This window comes from Streptomyces sp. NPDC057939 (genome assembly GCF_042887545.1).
GTDB lineage: Bacteria > Actinomycetota > Actinomycetes > Streptomycetales > Streptomycetaceae > Streptomyces.
Window position 1 is genome coordinate 335,287 of the sequence record NZ_JBHVPG010000001.1, and the last position, 22,682, is coordinate 357,968.

At 69.7% G+C, this 22,682-nt stretch carries 19 protein-coding genes; 9 read left to right on the plus strand and 10 right to left on the minus strand.

Going from position 1 to position 22,682, the window contains the following annotated elements; genetic code table 11:
* Window positions 1-20 precede the first annotated feature (20 nt).
* The gene (locus tag ACFVS6_RS01540; protein WP_389699918.1) at window positions 21-2,288 is read right to left on the minus strand and encodes a DUF6049 family protein; all 2,268 of its coding nucleotides are present in this window, start codon (window positions 2,286-2,288) and stop codon (window positions 21-23) included.
* Between the two features lie 185 nt (window positions 2,289-2,473).
* On the opposite strand from ACFVS6_RS01540, the gene ACFVS6_RS01545 reads away from it, so the two are divergent.
* Entirely contained in the window at window positions 2,474-3,925 is a 1,452-nt protein-coding gene (locus ACFVS6_RS01545) for a CCA tRNA nucleotidyltransferase (RefSeq protein ID WP_389699919.1), read from the plus strand.
* Window positions 3,926-3,988: 63 nt separating this feature from the next.
* Here the strand turns inward: ACFVS6_RS01545 and ACFVS6_RS01550 are convergent, their stop codons facing one another.
* The 3 genes from ACFVS6_RS01550 to ACFVS6_RS01560 all read right to left on the minus strand — a co-directional run bounded on the left by ACFVS6_RS01550 (window position 3,989) and on the right by ACFVS6_RS01560 (window position 7,098).
* Window positions 3,989-5,257 carry an MFS transporter gene (locus ACFVS6_RS01550; RefSeq protein ID WP_389699920.1) on the minus strand — a complete coding sequence of 423 codons (1,269 nt, stop codon included), beginning with the start codon at window positions 5,255-5,257 and terminating at the stop codon, window positions 3,989-3,991.
* 105 nt (window positions 5,258-5,362) lie between these two features.
* On the minus strand, window positions 5,363-6,445 hold the full coding sequence (locus ACFVS6_RS01555; RefSeq protein WP_281204956.1) for an inositol-3-phosphate synthase: 1,083 nt from the start codon (window positions 6,443-6,445) through the stop codon (window positions 5,363-5,365).
* Window positions 6,446-6,495: 50 nt separating this feature from the next.
* The gene (locus ACFVS6_RS01560) at window positions 6,496-7,098 is read right to left on the minus strand and encodes a PadR family transcriptional regulator (protein WP_281204955.1); all 603 of its coding nucleotides are present in this window, start codon (window positions 7,096-7,098) and stop codon (window positions 6,496-6,498) included.
* Window positions 7,099-7,369: 271 nt separating this feature from the next.
* Between ACFVS6_RS01560 and ACFVS6_RS01565 the strand changes: the two genes are divergently transcribed.
* A complete protein-coding gene (locus ACFVS6_RS01565) occupies window positions 7,370-10,009 on the plus strand; it encodes a transglycosylase domain-containing protein (RefSeq protein WP_389699921.1) in 2,640 nt (879 codons plus the stop codon).
* An 86-nt stretch (window positions 10,010-10,095) separates the two neighbouring features.
* Window positions 10,096-11,574, plus strand: coding sequence for a glycosyltransferase family 87 protein (locus ACFVS6_RS01570; protein WP_389699922.1), 1,479 nt, complete (start codon window positions 10,096-10,098; stop codon window positions 11,572-11,574).
* 6 nt (window positions 11,575-11,580) lie between these two features.
* On the opposite strand, the gene ACFVS6_RS01575 is transcribed toward ACFVS6_RS01570, so the two are convergent.
* The 3 genes from ACFVS6_RS01575 to ACFVS6_RS01585 all read right to left on the minus strand — a co-directional run bounded on the left by ACFVS6_RS01575 (window position 11,581) and on the right by ACFVS6_RS01585 (window position 14,242).
* The gene (locus ACFVS6_RS01575) at window positions 11,581-12,612 is read right to left on the minus strand and encodes an alanine racemase (RefSeq protein WP_281204952.1); all 1,032 of its coding nucleotides are present in this window, start codon (window positions 12,610-12,612) and stop codon (window positions 11,581-11,583) included.
* A gap of 67 nt (window positions 12,613-12,679) precedes the next feature.
* Entirely contained in the window at window positions 12,680-13,798 is a 1,119-nt protein-coding gene (locus tag ACFVS6_RS01580) for a peptidoglycan bridge formation glycyltransferase FemA/FemB family protein (RefSeq protein ID WP_281204951.1), read from the minus strand.
* Window positions 13,799-13,927: 129 nt separating this feature from the next.
* Window positions 13,928-14,242 carry a hypothetical protein gene (locus ACFVS6_RS01585; RefSeq protein WP_281204950.1) on the minus strand — a complete coding sequence of 105 codons (315 nt, stop codon included), beginning with the start codon at window positions 14,240-14,242 and terminating at the stop codon, window positions 13,928-13,930.
* A 249-nt stretch (window positions 14,243-14,491) separates the two neighbouring features.
* Here ACFVS6_RS01585 and rpsF point away from each other — a divergent pair, with 249 nt between their 5' ends.
* From rpsF to rplI, 4 genes are all read left to right on the plus strand, one after another.
* Window positions 14,492-14,782: a 30S ribosomal protein S6 gene (gene rpsF / locus ACFVS6_RS01590; RefSeq protein ID WP_004950685.1), complete on the plus strand. Its 291-nt coding sequence runs from the start codon at window positions 14,492-14,494 to the stop codon at window positions 14,780-14,782.
* Window positions 14,783-14,857: 75 nt separating this feature from the next.
* On the plus strand, window positions 14,858-15,469 hold the full coding sequence (locus tag ACFVS6_RS01595; RefSeq protein WP_389699923.1) for a single-stranded DNA-binding protein: 612 nt from the start codon (window positions 14,858-14,860) through the stop codon (window positions 15,467-15,469).
* Window positions 15,470-15,512: 43 nt separating this feature from the next.
* Entirely contained in the window at window positions 15,513-15,749 is a 237-nt protein-coding gene (rpsR, locus tag ACFVS6_RS01600; protein ID WP_005315025.1) for a 30S ribosomal protein S18, read from the plus strand.
* Between the two features lie 18 nt (window positions 15,750-15,767).
* Window positions 15,768-16,214 carry a 50S ribosomal protein L9 gene (rplI, locus tag ACFVS6_RS01605; protein WP_281204948.1) on the plus strand — a complete coding sequence of 149 codons (447 nt, stop codon included), beginning with the start codon at window positions 15,768-15,770 and terminating at the stop codon, window positions 16,212-16,214.
* 235 nt (window positions 16,215-16,449) lie between these two features.
* On the opposite strand, the gene ACFVS6_RS01610 is transcribed toward rplI, so the two are convergent.
* A complete protein-coding gene (locus tag ACFVS6_RS01610) occupies window positions 16,450-17,787 on the minus strand; it encodes an MATE family efflux transporter (RefSeq protein ID WP_389699924.1) in 1,338 nt (445 codons plus the stop codon).
* A 452-nt stretch (window positions 17,788-18,239) separates the two neighbouring features.
* Between ACFVS6_RS01610 and dnaB the strand changes: the two genes are divergently transcribed.
* Window positions 18,240-19,703 carry a replicative DNA helicase gene (gene dnaB / locus ACFVS6_RS01615; RefSeq protein WP_389700035.1) on the plus strand — a complete coding sequence of 488 codons (1,464 nt, stop codon included), beginning with the start codon at window positions 18,240-18,242 and terminating at the stop codon, window positions 19,701-19,703.
* Between the two features lie 73 nt (window positions 19,704-19,776).
* Window positions 19,777-21,162 carry a serine hydrolase domain-containing protein gene (locus tag ACFVS6_RS01620; protein ID WP_389699925.1) on the plus strand — a complete coding sequence of 462 codons (1,386 nt, stop codon included), beginning with the start codon at window positions 19,777-19,779 and terminating at the stop codon, window positions 21,160-21,162.
* A 55-nt stretch (window positions 21,163-21,217) separates the two neighbouring features.
* On the opposite strand, the gene ACFVS6_RS01625 is transcribed toward ACFVS6_RS01620, so the two are convergent.
* Together ACFVS6_RS01625 and ACFVS6_RS01630 are read right to left on the minus strand one after the other, a co-directional pair.
* Window positions 21,218-21,679: a GNAT family N-acetyltransferase gene (locus ACFVS6_RS01625; RefSeq protein ID WP_389699926.1), complete on the minus strand. Its 462-nt coding sequence runs from the start codon at window positions 21,677-21,679 to the stop codon at window positions 21,218-21,220.
* Window positions 21,680-21,697: 18 nt separating this feature from the next.
* Entirely contained in the window at window positions 21,698-22,585 is an 888-nt protein-coding gene (locus tag ACFVS6_RS01630) for a GNAT family N-acetyltransferase (RefSeq protein WP_389699927.1), read from the minus strand.
* Window positions 22,586-22,682 lie beyond the last annotated feature (97 nt).

A 22,682-nucleotide genomic window follows, 5' to 3' on the forward strand; every position in this document is an offset into this window, starting at 1 on the left:
CCGACCGGCCACGGCATCGCTCAACGGTCCACTGTCTCACTCGGGCCGGACCCCTCCGTGCTTTGCGGTCCGGTGTCCGGGGACTCGTCACTCGGCTGCGTGCTCTCCTCCGCGGCAGTGCGGGCCGCGACACGCTTGCGGCTCGCGTACATCTTGATGCCTGCGAGGACCAGGAGCAGCACGCCGCCCGCCATGACCAGCATGACCGTGGGCGTGATCTCCGTCGCATCGACGGTGAAGGTGCGTTCCTTGCCGTACGGGACGCCGTCCTTGGTGAAGAGCTGCGCGGTGACCTCGACGGGCCCGCTCGCGGTGGCGTTGGCGGTGAACTTCACCGTCTGGCTGTGCCCGCCCTGGACGTTGACCTCCTGCTCCGACTCCCCGCTGTCGCCGAACATCAGGCGGGTGGGGTTGGCGGACTTCACGCGGAGCACGAGGTTGTGCACGTCCTGGACGAGGCTGTTCTGGACGCTGACGGGGATCGTCGCGCTGTGCCCGGACAGGGTCGCGTCGGACTTGGGGATGACCTTGACCTTCTCGGTGAGCCCGATCAGGTACTGCTGGACCTGCTCCCGGTAGAGGCGCCCCTCCTCGGGGCGACCGCGCCAGGAGGTGGACATCTCGCGGTTGGTCGTGTTGCCGAAGGGGATCTCGACCCGGTCCGGCGCCGTGAGGATGACCTTGAAGTGGTCGAGGGTGTTCTGGGTGGTGCGGATCTTCTCGAAGGCCGACACCGGAAGTTCCTGCTTGCTCAGGGACTCGGGGTACTGCCCCGCGCCCGGAACCTGGGTCGAGGCACCGGGGTCGGGCTTGGCCGCGGCCGCGGCCTCCAGGTCGGAGGGCTGACTCCACCGGGCGCCCTGGAGACCGCGCAGGGCGAGGGCCATCGAATCGGCCTGGCTGACCGTGGGCATGCGCTGGGGCGCGACCACGTAGCTGCGCGGCTCGTCGCCGTTGTGCAGGTTGAGGGCGAGGCTGTGGGCCAGGAACCGCTGCACGGCGAGCGTGGAGTTCGCGGCGCGGGACATGTCGCCGTCGAAGGCGGTGGAGAGCTCGGCGTCGGCGACCACGGCCGTGGTGCCGGCTCCGATGGGCCGCGCGGCCGAGGGCGTGTACCCGAGGGCGCCGCTCTCCTGGAGGCTGTCGCTGCGCGTGAGGACGTTGTGGGCTCCGGCCGAGGTGGCGACGTTCACGATCGCGGGGTCGATCGCGCCTTCCACGGGCCAGGAGAAGTCGGTGGACGGGGTGACGTGGAGGACCGTCTCCACGGCTTGGCGCGCCTTGTCGGTGGCGGGCCGCAGCTGACCGAGGGTGCCCGAGACGTCCTTGCCGTGGTGGGCCAGCGAGGCGATGTCCGGGTCGGCGAAGGGCAGCGCGACGACCTTCTTGCCCTGGACGGCGTTCTCCAGGTCGCTCAGCCAGCGCTCGGCCACGGCCTTGTTCTTGCCCTGGACGGGCTTGCCGCCGGGCTCGGGGCTGCGGACCCGGTAGCCCTTGGTCATCGCGTCCACGGTGGCCAGCAGGTCGGGATCGATCACCCAGGTGACGGGCAGGTCCTTGCCGAGCGCGACCATCCGCTCCAGGCGGCCGCCGGGTGCCAGCTCCTCGGCGAGGGAGTCGTCGAGGAACACGGGGGTCTGGAGCTCGTCCGATCCGCTCTCCGCGGTGACGCGGGTCGTGGAGATCAGCGGCCACACGTAGGTGAGCGAGGACCGCTTCGCGGCGGGGTCCGGCTGCCAGGGCAGGAACGTCCGCTGGATACCGAGGACCCGCTCGGAGGGGCGGCTGTCGGTCGTCCCCGAGACGGAGACCCCGAGCTGGTAGACGCCGTCCGCGCCCAGTTCCAGCTTGTTGACCGGCACCTTGATCGAGAACGGCTTGCCGACCTTGGAGGGGAGCGAGTCGATCTTCACGGCGAAGGCGCTGTCGATCTCCCCCGGATCCACACCCGGCCGGAATCCCTTGCGCTCCGCGACCTCGTCGATGGCGGACCGGTCGCCCACCATCGGCCCGACCCGCAGTCCGACGTGGGCGCCCTTGACCGTCTCGGAGCTGTTGTTGACCACGGTTCCGGAGATGGTCAGCGTGTCGCTCTTGACGGGCGAGCTCGGGCTCACCTCGTCCAGCTGGACGTCGACCGAGCCCTCGGCGGCCTGGGCCGGCGGGGCGGGAGCGTAGATCAGAGCGGCCAGCACCGGCGTCCCGGCGAGCAGGACCACCGCCCGCCGCAGCCAGCGGCGCCGGGCAGGGGTGGGAGTTCCCCCCTGGATTTCTGCCGCCTCGGCCACGCGCTCGCCCGTCCTCGAAGTGTCAGTGGTCGTCGTTTCTGCGTCCACGCATGGTAACGAGGTGCGCTGTGCGCGAGTGCCGCGCCTTGCTCCACATGATCGGGGGCGGCCCCCGAGGGCCCGGGCGCGGGGTGGCCGCAAAACGAGTGAGCCCGTGCCGGGCGGGCCACGTACCCTTTTCTGTTGTGCCGAACGCCAATGAAGACACCCCCAGCGCCCTGAATCAGGTGCAGCTCCGCGCGGTCAGTGAACTGCTGCGGGTCGCTCCTGTCGCCGACGAGCTCGGCCGCCGGTTCCAGCAGGCGGGCTTCCGCCTCGCCCTGGTCGGCGGGTCCGTCCGCGATGCGCTGCTCGGGCGTCTCGGCAACGACCTCGACTTCACCACGGACGCGCGTCCCGAGGACGTCCTGAAGATCATCCGGCCGTGGGCCGACTCCCTCTGGGACGTCGGTATCGCCTTCGGCACCGTGGGGGCGCAGAAACAGGGCTTCCAGATCGAGGTGACGACGTACCGCTCCGAGGCGTACGACCGCACCTCCCGCAAGCCCGAGGTCTCCTACGGCGACTCGATCGAGGAGGACCTGGTCCGCCGCGACTTCACGGTCAACGCCATGGCGCTGGCCCTGCCGGAGCAGGAGTTCGTCGACCCGCACGGCGGTCTGGAGGACCTGGCCGCGGGCGTGCTGCGCACTCCCGGCGCTCCGGAGGACTCCTTCTCCGACGATCCGCTGCGGATGCTGCGCGCCGCCCGGTTCGCCGCGCAGCTCGACTTCGAGGTCGCACCCGAGGTGGTGTCGGCGATGAAGTCGATGTCCGACCGGATCGAGATCGTCTCGGCGGAGCGGGTACAGGGCGAGCTGAACAAGCTGCTGCTGTCGGCGCACCCCCGCAAGGGTCTGGGACTGCTCGTGGACACCGGTCTCGCCGATCGCGTGCTGCCCGAGCTGCCCGCGCTGCGACTGGAGAGCGACGAGCACCACCGGCACAAGGACGTCTACGACCACTCCCTGATCGTGCTGGAACAGGCGATCGCGCTGGAGGAGGACGGCCCGGACCTGGTGCTGCGCCTGGCGGCCCTGCTGCACGACATCGGCAAGCCCCGCACCCGCCGGTTCGAGAGCGACGGCCGGGTCTCCTTCCACCACCACGAGGTGGTGGGCGCGAAGATGACCAAGAAGCGCATGACCGCGCTGAAGTACTCCAACGACATGATCAAGGACGTGTCCCGGCTGGTGGAGCTGCACCTGCGCTTCCACGGCTACGGGGACGGCGAGTGGACCGACTCCGCCGTGCGGCGCTACGTCCGTGACGCGGGCCCGTTGCTCGGTCGACTGCACAAGCTGACCCGGTCGGACTGCACCACGCGCAACAAGCGCAAGGCCAACGCCCTGTCGCGCACCTACGACGGGCTGGAGGAGCGGATCGCGCAGCTCCAGGAGCAGGAGCAGCTGGACGCGATCCGACCCGACCTGGACGGCAACGAGATCCAGCAGGTGCTGGGGATCCGTCCCGGACCGGTGGTGGGCAAGGCCTACGCCTTCCTGATGGAGCTGAGGCTGGAGAACGGCCCGATGGGGCACGACGCGGCGGTGGAGGCCCTCAAGGAGTGGTGGGCCGCCCAGGACGCGCAGGTCTGAGGGCTCCGCGCCCGCTGTTTCACGTGAAACAGCGGGCGCGGGCGCCGGTACGAGGGCGGTGTTTCACGTGAAACACCGCCTTCGTCGTTGCACGAGCACGGCCGTGACGGCGTAGAGCAGGGCCACCGTCACGATCAGGGTGGTGGACCGGCCGTCGGTCGGGAGCATGAGCGAGGCCACGGCGGCGGCCCCGACGAACGCCACGTTGAACAGGACGTCGTAGACGGAGAAGACCCGCCCGCGGAACGCGTCGTCCACCCGGGACTGCACGACCGTGTCGGTGGAGATCTTGGCGCCCTGCGTGGCGAGGCCGAGGACGAACGCGGCGACGAGCATCGGCCCGGGGGTGAAGAAGAGCCCGAGCGCGGGGACGAGGACGGCCGCGCCGGCGGCGCAGACGGTGATGCACCCCAGGGTTCCCAGCCGTGCCACCAGCCAGGGGGTGATGACGGCGGCGACGAAGAACCCGGCCCCCGAGACCCCGACGGCGGTGCCCAGCAGCGCCAGGCCGTCCGATTCGTTGTCCGACCAGGCGTAGCGGCAGAGCATCAGCAGCGTGACGGTCAGGGCCCCGTAGCAGAACCGCATCAGCGTCATCGCCGTGAGCGCCAGGGCTGCCTCGCGCCGCTCGGCGAGGTGTTTGAGGCCCTCGGCCATGCCCCGCACGGTGAGGGCGGCGCCCTCGACGAGCGACGGGTGGCTCCGGCCGGGTGGGTGGTCGGGCCCGAGCAGACCCACGGCGAGGCGCAGCGATACCAGGGCCGCGCACAGGTAGAGCCCGGCGCCGAGCAGCACGACGAGGGCGTTGCTGTCGGAGGCCAGGAGCCGCACCAGGAAGGCGAGTCCGCCCCCGCCCACGGCCGCGAGGGTTCCGGCGGTCGGGGAGAGGGCGTTGGCCGTGACCAGCTCATCGGGGCCCACGACGCGGGGCAGTGAGGCGGCGAGGCCGGCGAGGACGAAGCGGTTGACCGCGGTGACGGACAGGGCCGAGGCGTAGAAGAGCCAGTCGGGGACCTGCGCGACGATCAGCATGCCGGTCACACAGGCGAGGAAGGCCCGCAGCAGGTTGCCGTAGAGGAAGACCTGGCGGCGGCGCCACCGGTCCAGCAGCACGCCGGCGAAGGGGCCGATCACCGAGTACGGCAGCAGGAGCACCGCCATGGCCGAGGCGATGGCCGCGGGCGAGGTCTGCTTCTCCGGGGAGAAGACCACGTAGGTGGCGAGCGCGACCTGGTAGACACCGTCGGCGGCCTGGGAGAGCAGCCGTACGGCGAGCAGGTTGCGGAAGTCGCTCAGGCGCAGGAGTACGCGCAGATCACGTACGACAGGCATGAGGGCAAGGGTCACATACGCCGAGGGTCCCCGGACACATTGCCCGGGGACCCTCGGCGTAAGAGCAGTCGAAGACCAGGTGTCCGGAGGACACGTGGGGTGCGACTAGCGCTCGACCTCGCCCTTGATGAACTTCTCGACGTTCGCGTAGGCCTCGTCGTCGAAGTACTGCACCGGCGGGGACTTCATGAAGTAGCTCGACGCCGACAGGATCGGGCCGCCGACACCGCGGTCCTTGGCGATCTTCGCGGCGCGCAGGGCGTCGATGATGACACCGGCGGAGTTCGGGGAGTCCCACACCTCGAGCTTGTACTCGAGGTTGAGCGGGACGTCACCGAAGGCGCGGCCTTCGAGGCGGACGTAGGCCCACTTGCGGTCGTCGAGCCACGCCACGTAGTCGGACGGGCCGATGTGGACGTTCTTCTCGCCGAGCTCGCGGTCGGGGATCTGCGAGGTGACGGCCTGGGTCTTGGAGATCTTCTTCGACTCCAGGCGGTCGCGCTCCAGCATGTTCTTGAAGTCCATGTTGCCGCCGACGTTGAGCTGCATGGTGCGCTCAAGACGGACGCCGCGGTCTTCGAACAGCTTCGCCATCACGCGGTGCGTGATGGTCGCGCCGACCTGGGACTTGATGTCGTCGCCGACGATCGGGACACCGGCCTCGGTGAACTTGTCCGCCCACTCCTTGGTGCCGGCGATGAACACCGGGAGGGCGTTGACGAAGGCGACCTTGGCGTCGATGGCGCACTGCGCGTAGAACTTCGCAGCGGCCTCGGAACCGACGGGGAGGTAGCAGATCAGGACGTCGACCTGACGGTCCTTGAGGACCTGGACGATGTCGACCGGCGCCTCGGCGGACTCCTCGATGGTCTGGCGGTAGTACTTGCCCAGGCCGTCGAGGGTGTGGCCGCGCTGGACCGTGACGCCGGCGTTCGGGACGTCACAGATCTTGATGGTGTTGTTCTCGCTGGCGCCGATTGCGTCCGAGAGGTCGAGGCCGACCTTCTTCGCGTCGACGTCGAACGCGGCGACGAACTCGATGTCACTCACGTGGTAGTCGCCGAACTGGACGTGCATCAGACCGGGGACCTTGGCCGCCGGGTCGGCGTCCTTGTAGTACTCGACGCCCTGCACCAGCGAGGCGGCGCAGTTGCCCACGCCGACGATGGCTACGCGAACCGAACCCATTCCGGTTGCTCCCTGTTTGTTCTCGGAACGAGGCCTGCGAGATGCAGGCCTCACTTTGCAGTTTCGTCGGACGGTCCGGGTCGTCTCCGATCCCGTCCCGCCCGCTCGCTCTCGATGAGCTCGTTCAGCCAGCGCACTTCACGCTCCACGGACTCCATGCCGTGTCGTTGCAGCTCGAGCGTGTAGTCGTCGAGACGCTCCCGTGTGCGGGCGAGCGAGGCGCGCATCTTCTCCAGGCGCTCCTCCAGCCGGCTGCGGCGGCCCTCCAGTACCCGCATGCGTACCTCGCGTTCGGTCTGACCGAAGAAGGCGAAGCGGGCGGCGAAGGACTCGTCCTCCCAGGTGTCCGGGCCGGTGTGGGAGAGGAGCTCTTCGAAGTGCTCCTTACCTGCGGCCGTCAACCGATAGACGATCTTGGCGCGGCGCCCTGCGAGTGAAGCGGCGAGAGCGTCTTCCGGGGCGTTGCCCGGCTCTTCGATCAACCAGCCGTTGGCGACCAGCGTCTTGAGGCAGGGATAGAGAGTCCCGTAGCTGAACGCCCTGAACACCCCCAGTGAGGTGTTGAGCCGCTTGCGGAGCTCGTAACCGTGCATGGGGGATTCGCGAAGCAGGCCGAGGACGGCGAACTCGAGGATGCCTGAGCGCCTACTCATCCGCCTGCCTCTCTCCGCCTCTGAGTTTATGCCGAGCTGATGTATCGACTCGATACATCCAGACGATAGAACGGGCGGCCGTTCGCGACAAGGGGTGACGTGGTGACCGGCGTCACATCACCAATTCGTACGACGCAAGGTGCCTGATTTGGGGTGAACTTCGGCACTGGTCGGGTTTTGGCCGTGCGTAGTCTGTGCGGCAACACAACGGGGGAACCGGAATTCACCAGCCGCTTCCAGGCCACTCGCCTGCCCGAGGAGTAGTCGTTCGATGAGCGAGCACCGCCGCAAACCGCCGCAGCCCCAGGGCGGTGGACGCGCCGCGTCCCGCCGGGCTGCGCAACAGCGCCCCGGCAGGGGCGCCGGGTCCGGGCGTGACGTCCCCACGGCGTCACCCAGCGGACCGTACGCAGAGCAGACCGCCCAGGGCGGACGCGCGGACGCCCGCCGGGCCGGCCGACGCGGAACCGCGGGCCGTGGCCGCGGCGGGAAGGGCGGGGGAAACCGCCTCGTCGACTACCCGCGTGCCGCCAAGGACGGCTGGAGGCGCTTCGTCCCCTCCTGGAAGCTGGTCGGGGGCACGTTCCTGGGCTTCTTCGCGGTCATCGTGGCCGGCGCCGGCATCGGCATCGCCAGCGTCGGCACGCCGGACCCGAACAAGGCCGCCGAGGCCCAGAACAACGTGTTCCAGTGGGCGGACGGCAGCCAGATGGTCGCCACCGGCGGTTCCACGAACCGCCAGATCGTGCCCATCGACAAGATTCCCCTGTCGATGCGCAACGCCGTGATCGCCGCGGAGAACGAGTCCTTCGAGACCGACAAGGGCGTGGACCCGACGGGCATCGGCCGCGCGGTGGTCAACATGGCCACCGGCGGATCCACGCAGGGCGGCTCGACGATCACCCAGCAGTACGTGAAGAACATGTACCTGGACTCCGAGCAGACGCTCAAGCGGAAGGTCACCGAGCTCTTCATCTCGATCAGGCTCGGCATGACGGAGCCGAAGGACACCGTCCTCGCCGGCTACCTCAACACCGCCTACTACGGCCGTGACGCCTACGGCATCCAGGCCGCGGCCCGCGCCTACTTCGGCAAGGACGCCAAGGACCTCGACCCGTCCCAGAGCGCCTTCCTCGCGGCCCTCCTGAAGGGCCCCAACCTCTACAACCCGGACGGCGGCATCGGTACGGCCGCCACCCCCGAGGCCAACGAGAAGCGGGCCCGGCTGCGCTGGGCCTGGGTCCTCGACCGCGAGGTCGCGGTGGGTCGCATGGAACAGTCCGAGCGGGACAAGTACACGGAGTTCCCGGCCCGGGTCGACTCCGAGCAGGCCCGCGGCATGTCCGGTCAGACCGGGTACCTCGTCGAGGTCGCCAAGCAGTACGTCCTGAAGACCACGGGCATCACGGCCGAGAAGATGGCGCTGGGCGGCTACACGATCCGCACGACGTTCGAGAAGTCCAAGGTGGAGGCCCTGTCCAAGGCGGTCGAGGACACCCGCAACGACTTCCTCGACGAGAAGAAGCGGCCCCAGTACGACACCTTCGTGCAGTTCGGCGCGGCCTCGGTCGACGTGAAGTCCGGGGCGATCGTGGCGCTGTACGGCGGCCCCGGCTGGGACCACAAGCACTTCGCCAACAACGCCAACACCTCCGGCGTGCCGGTCGGCTCCACCTGGAAGCCGTACGTGCTGGCCGCGGCCATGCAGTACGGCACCCAGAACTCCAAGGGCTCGGGCATCTCGGTCGACAGCAAGTACCTCGCCGACGACCTCACCGTGATCACCAACCGACAGGGCAAGCCGCTGCGGGGCAAGGGCGGCGAGCCGTTCAAGCAGAAGAACGAGAGCCCGCAGGCCTTCGGCTACGTGACCCTTGACGAGGCGATGCGGCAGTCGATCAACGTCCCGTTCGCCCAGCTGATCTTCGACGTCGGCCACGACAAGGTCCGCGGTGTGGCCCGGTCCACCGGCATCCTCGACGAATCGATGGACCCCGACGACAACGCCTCCTTCGCGCTCGGCACCTCGACGCCCAGCGCCATCCGGATGGCCGACTCGTACGCCACCTTCGCCGCCTCCGGCACGCACCACGAGCCCTTCTCCGTGACCAAGGTCACGGAGGACGGCAAGGACCTGCCCGGGTTCGAGCCCCCCAAGTCCGCCCGGGCCATGGACGACTCCATCGCGGACAACATCACCAAGGTGCTGCAGAACGTCGTCGAGAACGGCACCGGCATCAAGGCGAAGAAGCTGGGCCGGCCCGCCGCGGGCAAGACCGGTACCACCGACTTCAACAAGTCCGCCTGGTTCGTCGGCTACACCCCGGAGCTCTCCACCTCGGTCACGCTGTTCCGCAACGACCCGAACTCCAAGGACAAGGAGCTGATGTCCATGAACAACGTGGGTGGGGTCGACTCCATCCACGGTGGTGACATCCCGGCCGTGATCTGGACGGAGTACATGCGCGAGGCGCTGAAGGGCACTCCGATCAAGAAGTTCCCGGAGCCCGAGGAGATCGGCGTGACCGCGGACGCGTCCGGGGCGCCCACCCCGACGCCCCCGGCGCCCTCCTACTCGCCCTCCCCGACCCCGTCGGCACCGCCGTCGAGCTCGGAGCCCCCGGTGTCGCCCTCGCCCTCGCGCGGCGGCAGGCCCTCCTGCAAACCGTGGGCCGGGCTGTACTGCGACCCGGAGACCGCGGGCGGCACCACCGACGGAGCCTCCAACGGCGGCAACGGAGCGAACGGCGGGATCGGGGGCAACGGCGGCGGCCCGGGCGGCGCCGACGGTGGCCCCGGCGGCTTCCCGGACGGCGGAACCACCGGCATGCCCTCCCCGTCCGACTCGGGCCGGCCCGGCCGGCCGGGCGGGTCCACCAACTGGGGCATGAACATGGGCGCCTCCGGCTGACCCGTCCCCCTTCCACACCGGCGAGGGCCGTCGCACCCGTGCGACGGCCCTCCCGCGTGTCCGACCCGGTACGGCAGGATGAGCGCATGACCAAGGTGCACGAGGAGCGGCCCGTCCTGCCCACGGAGGAGGACGAGGTCGCCGCGGCAGGCAGCGAATTCATCGGTGGCCCCATCGGCCGGCACGCCCGCCTCGGCGGCCACTGGCTGGGGCCGGTGCGTGTCGTGGTGCTGGTGGTCCTCGGGCTCTTCGCCCTCGGCATGGTGCAGAAGCTGCCCTGCTACGACTGGGCGTGGTTCCGGGGCGCCGCCTCGCAGTACACGCACGCCTGCTACTCCGACATCCCGCACCTGTACTCCGCGCGCGGCTTCGCCGACGGCCTCGTGCCGTACTTCGACCGCTTCCCGGACCTGGATCCGAAGTACGGCGACATGCAGTACCTGGAGTACCCGGTGCTCACCGGAGCCTTCATGCAGGTCGCCGCCTGGCTGACGCCCGGCTCGGGCTCGCTCCAGCACCGCGAACAGATGTACTGGATCGTCAACGCGGGCATGCTGATGGCCTGTGCGGCCGTCCTGGCCGTCTGTGTCGCCCGGACCCACCGGCGCAGGCCCTGGGACGCGCTGTTCCTGGCGTTGGCCCCGGCCTTCGCGCTCAACGCGACGATCAACTGGGACCTGCCGGCGGTCGCCCTCGCCGCCGTCGCGATGCTGATGTGGTCGCGCAGCAGGCCCCTGGCAGCCGGCGTGTTCATCGGTCTGGCCACCGCCGCCAAGCTCTATCCGGCCCTGCTGCTCGGCGTCCTGTTCGTGCTCTGCTGGCGGGCGGGGAAGTGGCGGGCCTTCGGCGCCGCGGCCGGCGGGGCCGTGGTCACCTGGCTCGTGGTGAACGCGCCGATCATGTTCTTCGCCTGGGACGGCTGGAAGCGGTTCTACGTGTTCAGCCAGGAACGGCCGATCGACTTCGGCTCCGTGTGGCTGCTGATCTCCCAGCGCACCGGCAACCCCCTGGACGGCGCCAACACGTACGCGACGGGCCTGACACTGCTGATGTGCCTGGCCATCGGCCTGCTCACCCTGACGGCACCCAGGCGGCCCCGGTTCGCGCAGCTGGCCTTCCTGGTCGTCGCCGCGTTCATCCTGGCCAACAAGGTCTACTCGCCGCAGTACGTGCTGTGGCTCATCCCGCTCGCCGCGCTGGCCCGACCCCGCTGGCGCGACTTCCTGATCTGGCAGGTCGGCGAGGTCGCGTACTTCCTGGGCATCTGGTTCTACCTCGCCTACACGTCCAGCGGGGACAAGCACCAGGGCCTGCCCCTGGAGGGCTATCAGCTGGCCATCGCCGCGCACCTGCTGGCCACGCTCTACCTCTGCGCGGTGGTGGTGCGGGACATCCTGCTGCCCGAGCGGGACGTCGTACGGCGCGACGGTTCCGACGACCCGTCCGGCGGTGTCCTGGACGGGGCCGAGGACCGGTTCGTCCTCACGAACGCGGCGAAGGCGCCGCAGTACGCGGCGCCTTCGCAAGGACAGCGTGTCGACTGGGGTGCGACCCCGGGCGACTGATCGGGGTCAGGCGTCGAGCACCCGGTCGAACTGCGTGGTGGTGTGCCGCAGGTGCGCCACCAGCTCGTCGCCGACCTTGGGCTCGGTCGCGTCCGAGGGCACGAACAGGATCGACACCTGCATGTGCGGGGGCTCGGCGAACCAGCGCTGCTTGCCCGCCCACACGAACGGCGAGAGGTTCCGGTTGACCGTGGCCAGGCCGGCCCGGGCGACGCCCTTGGCGCGCGGCATCACCCCGTGCAGGGCCTTGGGGGCCTCCAGCCCCACCCCGTGCGAGGTACCGCCCGCGACGACGACCAGCCAGCCGTCGGAGGCGGCCTTCTGCTGGCGGTAGCCGAACCGGTCGCCCTTGGAGACCCGGGTGACGTCCAGCACCGAACCGCGGTACTGGGTCGCCTCGTGGTCGCCCAGCCACAGCCGGGTACCGATGCGGGCCCGGAAGCGGGTCTGCGGGAACTGCTGCTGGAGCCGGGTCAGCTCCTCGGCCCGCAGGTGGCTGACGAACATGGTGTGCAGCGGCAGCCGGGCCGCGCGCAGCCGGTCCATCCAGCCGATGACCTCCTCGACGGCGTCCGAGCCGTCCGGGCGGTCGAGCGGCAGGTGCAGGGCGAAGCCCTCCAGACGGACGTCCTCGATCGCCGACTGGAGCAGGCCGAGGTCCTGCTCGGAAACGCCGTGGCGGCGCATCGAGCTCATGCACTCGATGACGACGCGCGCGCCGACCAGGCCCCGCACGCCGTCCACCGAGGACACCGAGCGGATCACCCGGTCCGGCAGCGGCACCGGCTCCTCGCCGCGCCGGAACGGGGTGAGGACGAGCAGGTCGCCGCCGAACCAGTCCTTGATCTTGGCGGCCTCGTAGGTGGTGCCGACGGCCAGGATGTCGGCGCCCATCCGGGTCGCCTCCTCGCAGAGCCGCTCGTGGCCGAAGCCGTAGCCGTTGCCCTTGCAGACCGGGATCAGTCCGGGGAACTGGTCCGTGATCTGCTTCTGGTGCGCACGCCAGCGCGCGGTGTCGACGTAGAGCGTGAGCGCCATGCCCGTCCGGAACCTCTCTTGGTGGCTGCCTGGTGCAGCGGTGCGGTGTGTGGGGAGGGAGGGGGGATCAGCGACGGGACATATACATGTCGAGCGCCTTGTGCAGCAGCTTGTTCAGCGGGAAGTCCCACTCGCCGACGTACTCGACGGCCTCGCCGCCGGTGCCGACCTTGAACTGGATGAGGCCGAACAGGTGGTCGTTCTCGTCCAGCGTGTCGCTGATGCCGCGGAGGTCGTAGACGCTCGCGCCGAGCGCGTACGAGTCGCGCAGCATGCGCCACTGCATGGCGTTCGACGGGCGGACCTCGCGCTTGTGGTTGGCGGAGGCGCCGTACGAGTACCAGACGTGCTGGCCGACGGTGAGCATCGTGGCGGCGGCCAGCGGCTCCCCCTCGTGCGTGGCGATGTACAGCCGCATCCGGTTCGGGTCCTCGGAGTTGAGGGCCGTCCACTGGCGCTGGAAGTAACTGAGCGGGCGCGGGCGGAACTTGTCGCGCTCCGCGGTGATCTCGTAGAGGTGCTGCCAGGTGGGCAGGTCCTCGTAGCCGCCCTGGACGACCTCGACGCCGGCCTTCTCGGCCTTCTTGATGTTGCGGCGCCACAGCTGGTTGAAGCCCTTGAGGACGTCGTCCAACGAGCGGTTCGCCAGCGGCACCTGGAACACGTAGCGGGGCTGCACGTCGCCGAAGCCGGCGCCGCCGTCCTCGGCCTGCTGCCAGCCCATGCGGCGCAGCTTGTCGGACACCTCGAAGGCGCGGGGCTCGATGACCGAGGCCTCCACGTCGCGCAGGCGCTTGACCTCGGGGTCCTGGATGCCGGCCTTGATGGCGGCGGAGTTCCAGCGGCGGATGACGACGGGCGGGCCCATCTTCACGGTGAAGGCGCCCTGGTGCTTCAGGTGCGCCAGCATCGGCTGGAGCCATTCGTCCAGATTCGGGGCGTACCAGTTGATGACCGGGCCCTCGGGGAGGTAGGCGAGGTAGCGCTTCACCTTGGGCAATTGGCGGTACAACACGAGCGCGGCACCGACGAGTTCGCCGGACGCGTCGAACCAACCCAGGTTCTCGGAACGCCACTCGTTCTTCACGTCGGCCCACGCCGGGACCTGGCAGTGGCTCGCCGAGGGCAGGCTCTGGAGATATCCCAGATGCTGCTCTCGGCTGATGGTCCTCAGGGACAGGCTCATGCGGGGCGTCTCCTCGGCGGCTTCGCTGGCTATGGCGCGAAGCCTACTGCGACGTGGGCGCCACCCATCTGGGGGACGGGCCGAGCCCGGGCCGGTGGAAGCCGGCGCCCCGTCGCGGAGGTCGCCCGGTCAGCCCAGCCAACCGCCGAAGAGGCCGCCGTGCGCCATGCCGAGGAAGAAGCCGAAGGCGGACGCGCCAAGGCCGATGATCAGCGCGAAGCGTTCGCGGGTCGTGATGGAGATGAACTGTCCGTAGCCGCCGGTCAGGATCCCGATCAGCCCGGCCCACGAGCTGACCAGGTGCAGGTGGTGCCAGAACGCCGTGATGAACGCCACGGCACCAAGGATGAGGGTGGCCGCCATCAGGGTGTCCTGGAGCGGGTGGGGCTTGCCGTCCGTCGCGAGGAGAGAGATGGGGGACTGCGGTCGCATTGCCTGTGCCATCGGAAGGCACCTCCTGGCTGGAGCAGAGCGGTGCGACGGGGCCGCCGCCGACAGGGCCGGGGCATAGCACCGAGCACACCCGATGGATACAGATTGTGGTCCTCTCCCGGCGGATTTCAACCGGAAGGAGTCGACGGGGTAGTCTGTACGGTCTGCGCGGTGTCTGTTCTCAGACGCCGTGCGCACGCATCACGACCCTCCTGCCACGGAACGACCGTGGCCGCTGAGTCCAAAGGAGGTGGGTTCCACATGCGTCACTACGAAGTGATGGTCATCCTCGACCCCGATCTCGAGGAGCGCGCTGTCTCCCCGCTGATCGAGAACTTCCTCTCCGTCGTCCGTGAGGGCAACGGAAAGGTCGAGAAGGTCGACACCTGGGGCCGTCGTCGTCTCGCTTACGAGATCAAGAAGAAGCCCGAGGGCATCTACTCGGTCATCGACCTGCAGGCCGAGCCTGCGGTCGTCAAGGAGCTCGACCGCCAGATGAACCTGAACGAGTCGGTTCTCCGGACCAAGGTCCTCCGCCCCGAGACCCACTGAACTTCGGTTCAGCGGTAATCGGGACCGAGTAGTACACAGCAGCCCAGCAGCACATCCCCGCCGAGAGGTTCATCCATGGCAGGCGAGACCGTCATCACGGTCGTCGGCAATCTCGTCGACGACCCCGAGCTGCGCTTCACCCCCTCGGGTGCGGCGGTCGCGAAGTTCCGTGTCGCGTCCACTCCCCGCATCTTCGACAAGCAGACCAATGAGTGGAAGGACGGCGAAGGCCTGTTCCTCACCTGCTCGGTCTGGCGTCAGGCGGCCGAGAACGTCGCCGAGTCCCTTCAGCGGGGCATGCGCGTCATCGTGCAGGGCCGGCTGAAGCAGCGGTCGTACGAGGACCGTGAGGGTGTCAAGCGCACGGTCTACGAGCTGGACGTCGAGGAAGTCGGCCCCAGCCTGAAGACCGCCACGGCCAAGGTCACCAAGACCGCGGGTCGCGGTGGCCAGGGTGGATACGGCGGCGGCGGTCAGCAGCAGGGTGGCGGCGGTGGCAACTGGGGCGGAGCCCCCGGTGGCGGCGGCGCGCCCCAGGGCGGCGGAGGTCCCTCCGACGACCCGTGGGCGTCCAGTGCGCCGGCTGCCGGTGGCCAGCAGCAGGGTGGCGGCGGAGGCGGTTGGGGCGGAAGCTCCGGCGGCTCCGGCGGCTCCGGCGGTGGCTACTCGGACGAGCCGCCCTTCTAGGGCAGCTCGCATCCCCACTTCTTGATCACACAGGAGAGACACAATGGCGAAGCCGCCTGTGCGCAAGCCTAAGAAGAAGGTCTGCGCGTTCTGCAAGGACAAGACCGCGTACGTGGACTACAAGGACACGAACATGCTGCGGAAGTTCATTTCCGACCGCGGCAAGATCCGTGCCCGCCGCGTCACCGGCAACTGCACGCAGCACCAGCGTGACGTCGCCACGGCAGTCAAGAACAGCCGTGAGATGGCACTGCTGCCCTACACGTCCACCGCGCGATAAGGAAAGGGTGACCGAACAATGAAGATCATCCTGACCCACGAGGTCTCTGGCCTCGGCACCGCCGGCGATGTCGTCGACGTCAAGGACGGCTACGCTCGCAACTACCTGGTCCCGCGTGGTTTCGCGATCCGCTGGACCAAGGGTGGCGAGAAGGACGTGGCGCAGATCCGCCGCGCCCGCAAGATCCACGAGATCGCGACCATCGAGCAGGCCAACGAGTTCAAGGCCAAGCTCGAGGGTGTGAAGGTCCGTCTGGCCACCCGCGCGGGTGACGCCGGCCGTCTCTTCGGTTCCGTCACGCCCGCCGACATCGCCACGGCGATCGAGGCGTCCGGTGGCCCGAAGGTCGACAAGCGTCGCGTGGAGCTCGGCTCCCCGATCAAGACCCTCGGTTCGTACCAGGTCTCCGTGCGTCTGCACGCCGAGGTCGCCGCGAACGTGGGCATCGAGGTCGTCGCCGCCTAAGGGCAGCGCATGAAGGGCCGCACCCCTCCGGGGGTGCGGCCCTTCTTCGTTCTCCGGCCCGGCCACCGGGACCGGGACCGGCACAGGCGTGGGGCGCGGGCGCGTGGTCCGGGTCGGCCGGTCGGCGCGACGAGGAGTCCGTTTCACGTGAAACGAGGTCCGGGGTGTTTCACGTGAAACGAGCCGGGTGGCCGTTTCACGTGAAACAGCCACCCGGCGGACTGCCGTGGACCGGTCAGCGGGTGGCCCCGGCGACCAGCCACCGGCCGGAGCGGGCGCGCAGCTGGAGAGTGATCATCCGGACCACCATCATCAGCGTCATCGCCCACCAGAGGGTGGTGAGGCCGCCGCCGAGGACGGGTACCAGGAGCGCCGCCGGGGCGAATACAGCGAGCGTGACCAGCATGGCCCGGGCGAGGTAGGGACCATCCCCCGCGCCCATCAGCACCCCGTCCAGGACGAAGACGATGCCGGAGACCGGCTGGGACACGGCCACGACGATCAGGGCTGGCAGCAGGACGTCCTCGACCACGGGGTCGCTGGTGAAGAGCGGAATGAACACCGGGCGGGCGGCGATGACCAGCAGGCCGAGGACGATCCCCGAGACGACGCCCCACTGGACCATGCGACGGCAGACCGCCTTGGCGCCCTCGGTGTCCCCGGCGCCCAGGTAGCGGCCGATGATCGCCTGGCCGGCGATCGCGATGGCGTCCAGGGCGAAGGCGAGCAGGCTCCACAGTGACAGCAGGATCTGGTGGGCTGCGATGTCGGCGTCGCCGAGCCGGGCCGCGACGGCGGTCGCGATCATCAGGATGGCCCGCAGGGACAGGGTCCGGACCAGCAGGGGCGCGCCCGCCCTGGCGCAGGCCCGGATGCCGGCCTTGTCGGGGCGCAGGGAGGCGCCGTGCCGCCGCGCTCCGCGGACCACCACGAAGAGGTAGGCGGCCGCCATCGCGAACTGGGCGATGACCGTGCCCCAGGCGGATCCGGCGATGCCGAGGCCGGCGCCGTAGACCAGGGCCACGTTGAGGACGCCGTTGAGGGCGAACCCCCCGATGGCGACGTAGAGCGGTGTACGGGTGTCCTGAAGCCCGCGGATGACGCCCGTGGCGGCCAGGACCATGAGCATGGCCGGGATTCCGAGCGCGGAGATGCGCAGGTAGGTGATCGCGTACGGGGCGACGGTGTCGGAGGCGCCGAAGAGCGACACCAGCCCGGGTGCGGTGGGCAGGATCGCTGCGGCCACGACCGTTCCGAGCAGGAGCGCGAGCCAGATTCCGTCCATGCCCTGCCGGATGGCGGCCGGGAGGTCCCCCGCTCCGACGCGCCGGGCGACCGCCGCGGTGGTGGCGTAGGCGAGGAAGACGAAGACGCTCACGCCGGTCATCAGGAGTGCGGCGGCGATGCCGAGGCCGGCCAACTGGGGGGTGCCGAGGTGCCCCACGATGGCGCTGTCGGCCATCACGAACAGCGGTTCGGCCACGAGGGCGCCGAAGGCGGGGACGGCGAGTGCGAGGATCTCGCGGTCGTGCCGTCTCGGGGCAGCCTTCGTAGCTATGGGGGCCTGTGTCATGTGCTCAATCTAATCTTCCACAGGTAATGGATGCAAGAGCCTTTGGATCCTTACCGGTGCGCTGACTTGCGGGTTCTTCGCACCCCGTTGGAGGCGATCTTGAGACAGTGGCCAAGAATTTTCTCCCCCAACCTTCAGGTGCGTGAAAACAGCAGGTCAGGTGGGGTGTTCGGGTGGGTCGGGTGATTTTGTCCACAGCGTCATCCCCCGGTCCGTACACAGCTTCCGACCAGTTACCCACAGCATTGGAGCCGTCGTCCACATCTCATCCACACAGCCTGTGGATAACAAGATTGGCTGACGTCGCTCGCGGCCCTACCGTTGGGCGTTGCCCGACGCGCCGAGAGCCGATCCGGGTGCCCCAAATGTCAGAGCCGTGTCGTAGAAAGAGTGGCACGGCGAGGTCCGCGCAGCGGACGGGAGGAGGCGGCCCGGTGAACATGCCCGAGCCCATGGACGACCCCTGGGCCGACAGCGGTCCCAGTGACCGTCTGCCCGCCCGTCCGCGCCGTGGCGGCGAAGGCCGGGGCCGCGGGGGCAAGCAGGACGACGACGACCGCGAGGGCGGCTCCTGGGACGGTGGCGGTGGCGGCTTCGAACGCGTTCCGCCGCAGGACCTCGACGCCGAGCAGTCGGTGCTGGGCGGCATGCTGCTCTCCAAGGACGCCATCGCCGACGTGGTCGAGGTCCTCAAGGGCCACGACTTCTACCGTCCCTCGCACGAGACGATCTACCAGGCCATCCTCGACCTGTACGCCAAGGGCGAGCCGGCCGACCCGATCACCGTCGGCGCGGAGCTGACCCGACGCGGCGAGATCAGCAAGGTCGGTGGCGCCTCCTACCTGCACACGCTGGTCCAGTCCGTACCCACCGCGGCGAACGCCGAGTACTACGCGGAGATCGTCCACGAGAGAGCCGTCCTGCGGCGCCTCGTCGCCGCCGGTACGAAGATCACGCAGATGGGGTACGCGGCGGACGGCGACGTCGACGAGATCGTCAACAGCGCCCAGGCCGAGATCTACGCCGTCACCGAGCAGCGGACCTCCGAGGACTACCTGCCGCTGGGCGACATCATGGAGGGCGCCCTCGACGAGATCGAGGCGATCGGGTCCCGCAGCGGCCAGATGTCGGGCGTGCCGACCGGGTTCACCGACCTCGACTCCCTCACCAACGGCCTCCACCCCGGCCAGATGATCGTCATCGCCGCACGTCCCGCCATGGGTAAGTCCACGCTCGCCCTGGACTTCGCACGGGCCTGCTCCATCAAGGCCAACCTGCCCAGCGTCATCTTCTCCCTCGAAATGGGCCGCAACGAGATCGCGATGCGCCTGCTCTCGGCGGAGGCCCGCGTGGCGTTGCACCACATGCGTTCGGGAACGATGACCGACGACGACTGGACCCGGCTCGCACGCCGGATGCCCGACGTCTCGGCCGCGCCGCTGTACATCGACGACTCCCCGAACCTGTCGATGATGGAGATCCGGGCCAAGTGCCGCCGCCTCAAGCAGCGCAGCGACCTCTCGCTCGTCGTCATCGACTACCTCCAGCTGATGCAGTCGGGCGGCTCGCGCCGGCCGGAGAGCCGCCAGCAGGAGGTCTCGGACATGTCCCGAAACCTCAAGCTGTTGGCGAAGGAGCTGGAGGTCCCGGTGATCGCGCTCTCCCAGCTGAACCGTGGTCCCGAACAGCGCACCGACAAGAAGCCGATGGTCTCCGACCTCCGTGAATCGGGCTCCATCGAGCAGGACGCCGACATGGTGATCCTGCTGCACCGCGAGGACGCGTACGAGAAGGAATCCCCCCGCGCGGGCGAGGCGGACCTGATCGTGGCCAAGCACCGAAACGGCCCCACGGCCACCATCACCGTCGCGTTCCAGGGCCACTACTCCCGCTTCGTGGACATGGCCAACACGTAGGAGCGCGGCGACCCGGCGTCCGGCGGGGGAAATCGGGAGGCCGTCGGTCGCGCGGGTGTGGTACCTACGGATCATGAACGCGCTCCCTGAAGACCTGGAACTGCTTCCCGAGACCCGGCGCGCGCTGCGCCACCGGATCGCCGTCGCACAGAGCGAGGGGAGGGCCCCCTCCGTGGTGGCGGCGGTCGTCCGCGGGGGCGAGGTGGTCTGGGAGGGGTCCCGCACCTCGGTGGCGGGGCACGGACCGGACGGGAACGTCCAGTACAGGATCGGCTCGATCACCAAGACGTTCACCGCGGTTCTGGTGCTGCGGTTGCGGGACGAAGGGCTGCTCGACCTGTCGGACCCGCTGGAGAAGCACCTGCCCGGAACGGGCGTCGGCGAGGTGACCGTCGCCCAGTTGCTGGCCCACACGGGCGGGCTGGCCGCCGAGACCCCCGGCGCGTGGTGGGAGCGGAGCCCGGCCTCGCTACGGCCCGAACTCCCCGACGTACTGGGGGACGAGCCGTTCAAGCACACCTCCGGCCGCCGGTTCCACTACTCCAACCCCGGTTACACGCTGCTGGGTTCGCTGGTCGAGGCGCTGCGGGGCAGGCCGTGGGAGGACGTCCTGCGCGCCGAGGTGCTGGAGCCGCTCGGCCTGAACCGTACGAGCGGGCAGCCACAGGCGCCGCACGCGGGCGGTTGGGCCGTGCACCCGTGGGCCGACGTGATGATGCCGGAACCGCTGGAAGACCTCGGCCTGATGGCCGCGGCGGGGCAACTGTGGTCCACGACCACGGACCTGGCGCGCTTCGCCGACTTCCTGCTCCGCGGTGACGGCCGGGTGCTGAGCGCCGCGACGGTACGGGAGATGCGTACCCCGGCCGCGCCGCCGGAGCCCGGCATCGCGGCTTCCGGGTACGGGCTCGGCGTCCAACTGACGACGGACGGGGACCGCGTGCTGGTCGGGCACAGCGGCTCCCTCCCGGGGTTCGTCGCCGGCCTGTGGCTGAGCGAGGCCGACGACGTGGCCGCCATCGTCTTGGCGAACTGCACTTCGGGGCTTCCGTCGATGGCCGTCGCCCTCGACCTGGTGCGGATCGTCGCCGACGCGGAACCGCGCTTTCCCGAGCCGTGGCGGCCGTTCGGGGAAGCCGACCGGGTGCCGTTGGAGCTGACCGGGCCCTGGTACTGGGGGACTTCGCCGTACGTGCTGCGGCTCACGTACGACGGCTGCCTGCAGCTCAGCCCGTTGGGAGGCACCGGCCGGGCGGCCGGTTTCCGCGCGGAGCCCGACGGTACGTGGACGGGCCTCTCCGGCTACTACGCGGGCGAGACGCTGCGAGCAGTGCGCCGGGAGGACGGCTCGGTGAGCCACCTGGACCTGGCGTCGTTCGTCTTCACGAGGGAGCCCTACGACGCCCAGGCCCCGGTGCCCGGTGGGGTGGATCCCCAGGGCTGGCGGGGCATCGGCTGAGGCCGGACCGGTGGCGGGCGGCCGGGCCGCGATGCTGCCCGGCCGCCCGGATCGCTCAGAGCTGGAACTTGAAGCCGACGTGGGAGGCGGTGAAGCCGAGCCGCTCGTAGAAGCGGTGGGCGTCGGTGCGCGTCACGTCCGTGGTGAGCTGGACCAGCCGGCAGTTCTCCTGCCGGGACCGGTCGATCGCCCATTCGATGAAACGGGTGCCGAGGCCGCTGCCCCGCTCGTCGGCGTGGACGCGAACACCTTCGATGATCGACCGGGTGGCCCCCATGCGGGAGAGTCCCGGTACGAAGGTGAGCTGGAGGGTGCCCACCACGCGCTCACCGCGGACGGCGACGACGACGTGCTGGTTGGGGTCCTCGGTCAGGCGCTTGAGGGCCGCCACGTACGGTGCGAGGTCGTCCGTGGACTCCCGGGTGGCGCCGAGCGGGTCGTCGGCGAGCATCTCGACGATGGCCGGCAGATCGGCCTCGGTGACGGGGCGGATCCTCAGATCGTGGGTTTCGGTCATGGTGCGTCTTTCCTTTTCTCAGCCCGCCGCGACGGTCAGTGGGGCCCAGCGGCGGGTCCAGTCGCCGGGCAGGCGGGGGATGTCCCGGGTCATGACGGCATTGAGCGCCACGGATGAGAGGCCCCGTTCCTTGAGCCAGCCCAGGAGCCCCTCGTGGCGTACGTCGACGTCGGTGCGAAGGGGCCGGTCGGTGGTGGCTGCCAGCGCCGTCACGAGGGCCTGGGCGCCGACGGTGTCGCGGGCGATCAGCGGGCCCACCACATGGGTCTGCATGTTGGGCCACATGGCGGCGTACCCGACGAGCTCGCCCCGGTCGTCCTCGATGACGAGCAGCCGGTCGGCGAAGGCGGGCAGGCGGGTGATCAGGTGGGTGCGGTCGGTGCCGAACACCTCGGTGTCCAGACGGATGATGGCAGGGATGTCCCTGGAGGTGGCCGGGCGGACAACCCCGTCGTCCGGGGTCGGACCGTCTCCGGCGGGCCGGAAGGCACCCACGAGCATCTCGGCACGGCCCGTCGTTCCGAAGCCGAGCTCCTCGTACAGGGGGCGGCCGTACGGCGTGGCGTGCAGGGTGAGGGGGATGCCCGTCAGGACCTCGTCGCACACGTGTGTCATCAGTCGGCGGCCAAGTCCCCGGCGGGCGTACCTCTCCGCGACGAGGACCATGCCGATGGCTGCGAGGTCGGGTTCGGCGCGGCTGGGCCCGTAGCGGGTGACGACGCAGACGGCGGCAAGTCCTTCGCCATCGGGGGCGTCGATCCCGTAGGCGTCCCCCGCTGCGAGGAGGAGCCCCCACTTGTGGTCCTCGCGGGGCCAGCCGCGGTCCTCGGACAGATCGGCGCAGCGACGGAGATCATCCGTGGTGAGCAAGCTGATCGGCAGGTCGGTGAGCGGTGGTGATGTCACCCGCCCAGCCTGGATCATGGGCCGGGTGGGAGTCCAGGGGATATGGCGCCGCGCCGGTGTTTCACGTGAAACGGCCCATGGCCCGGGCGGGCACGGA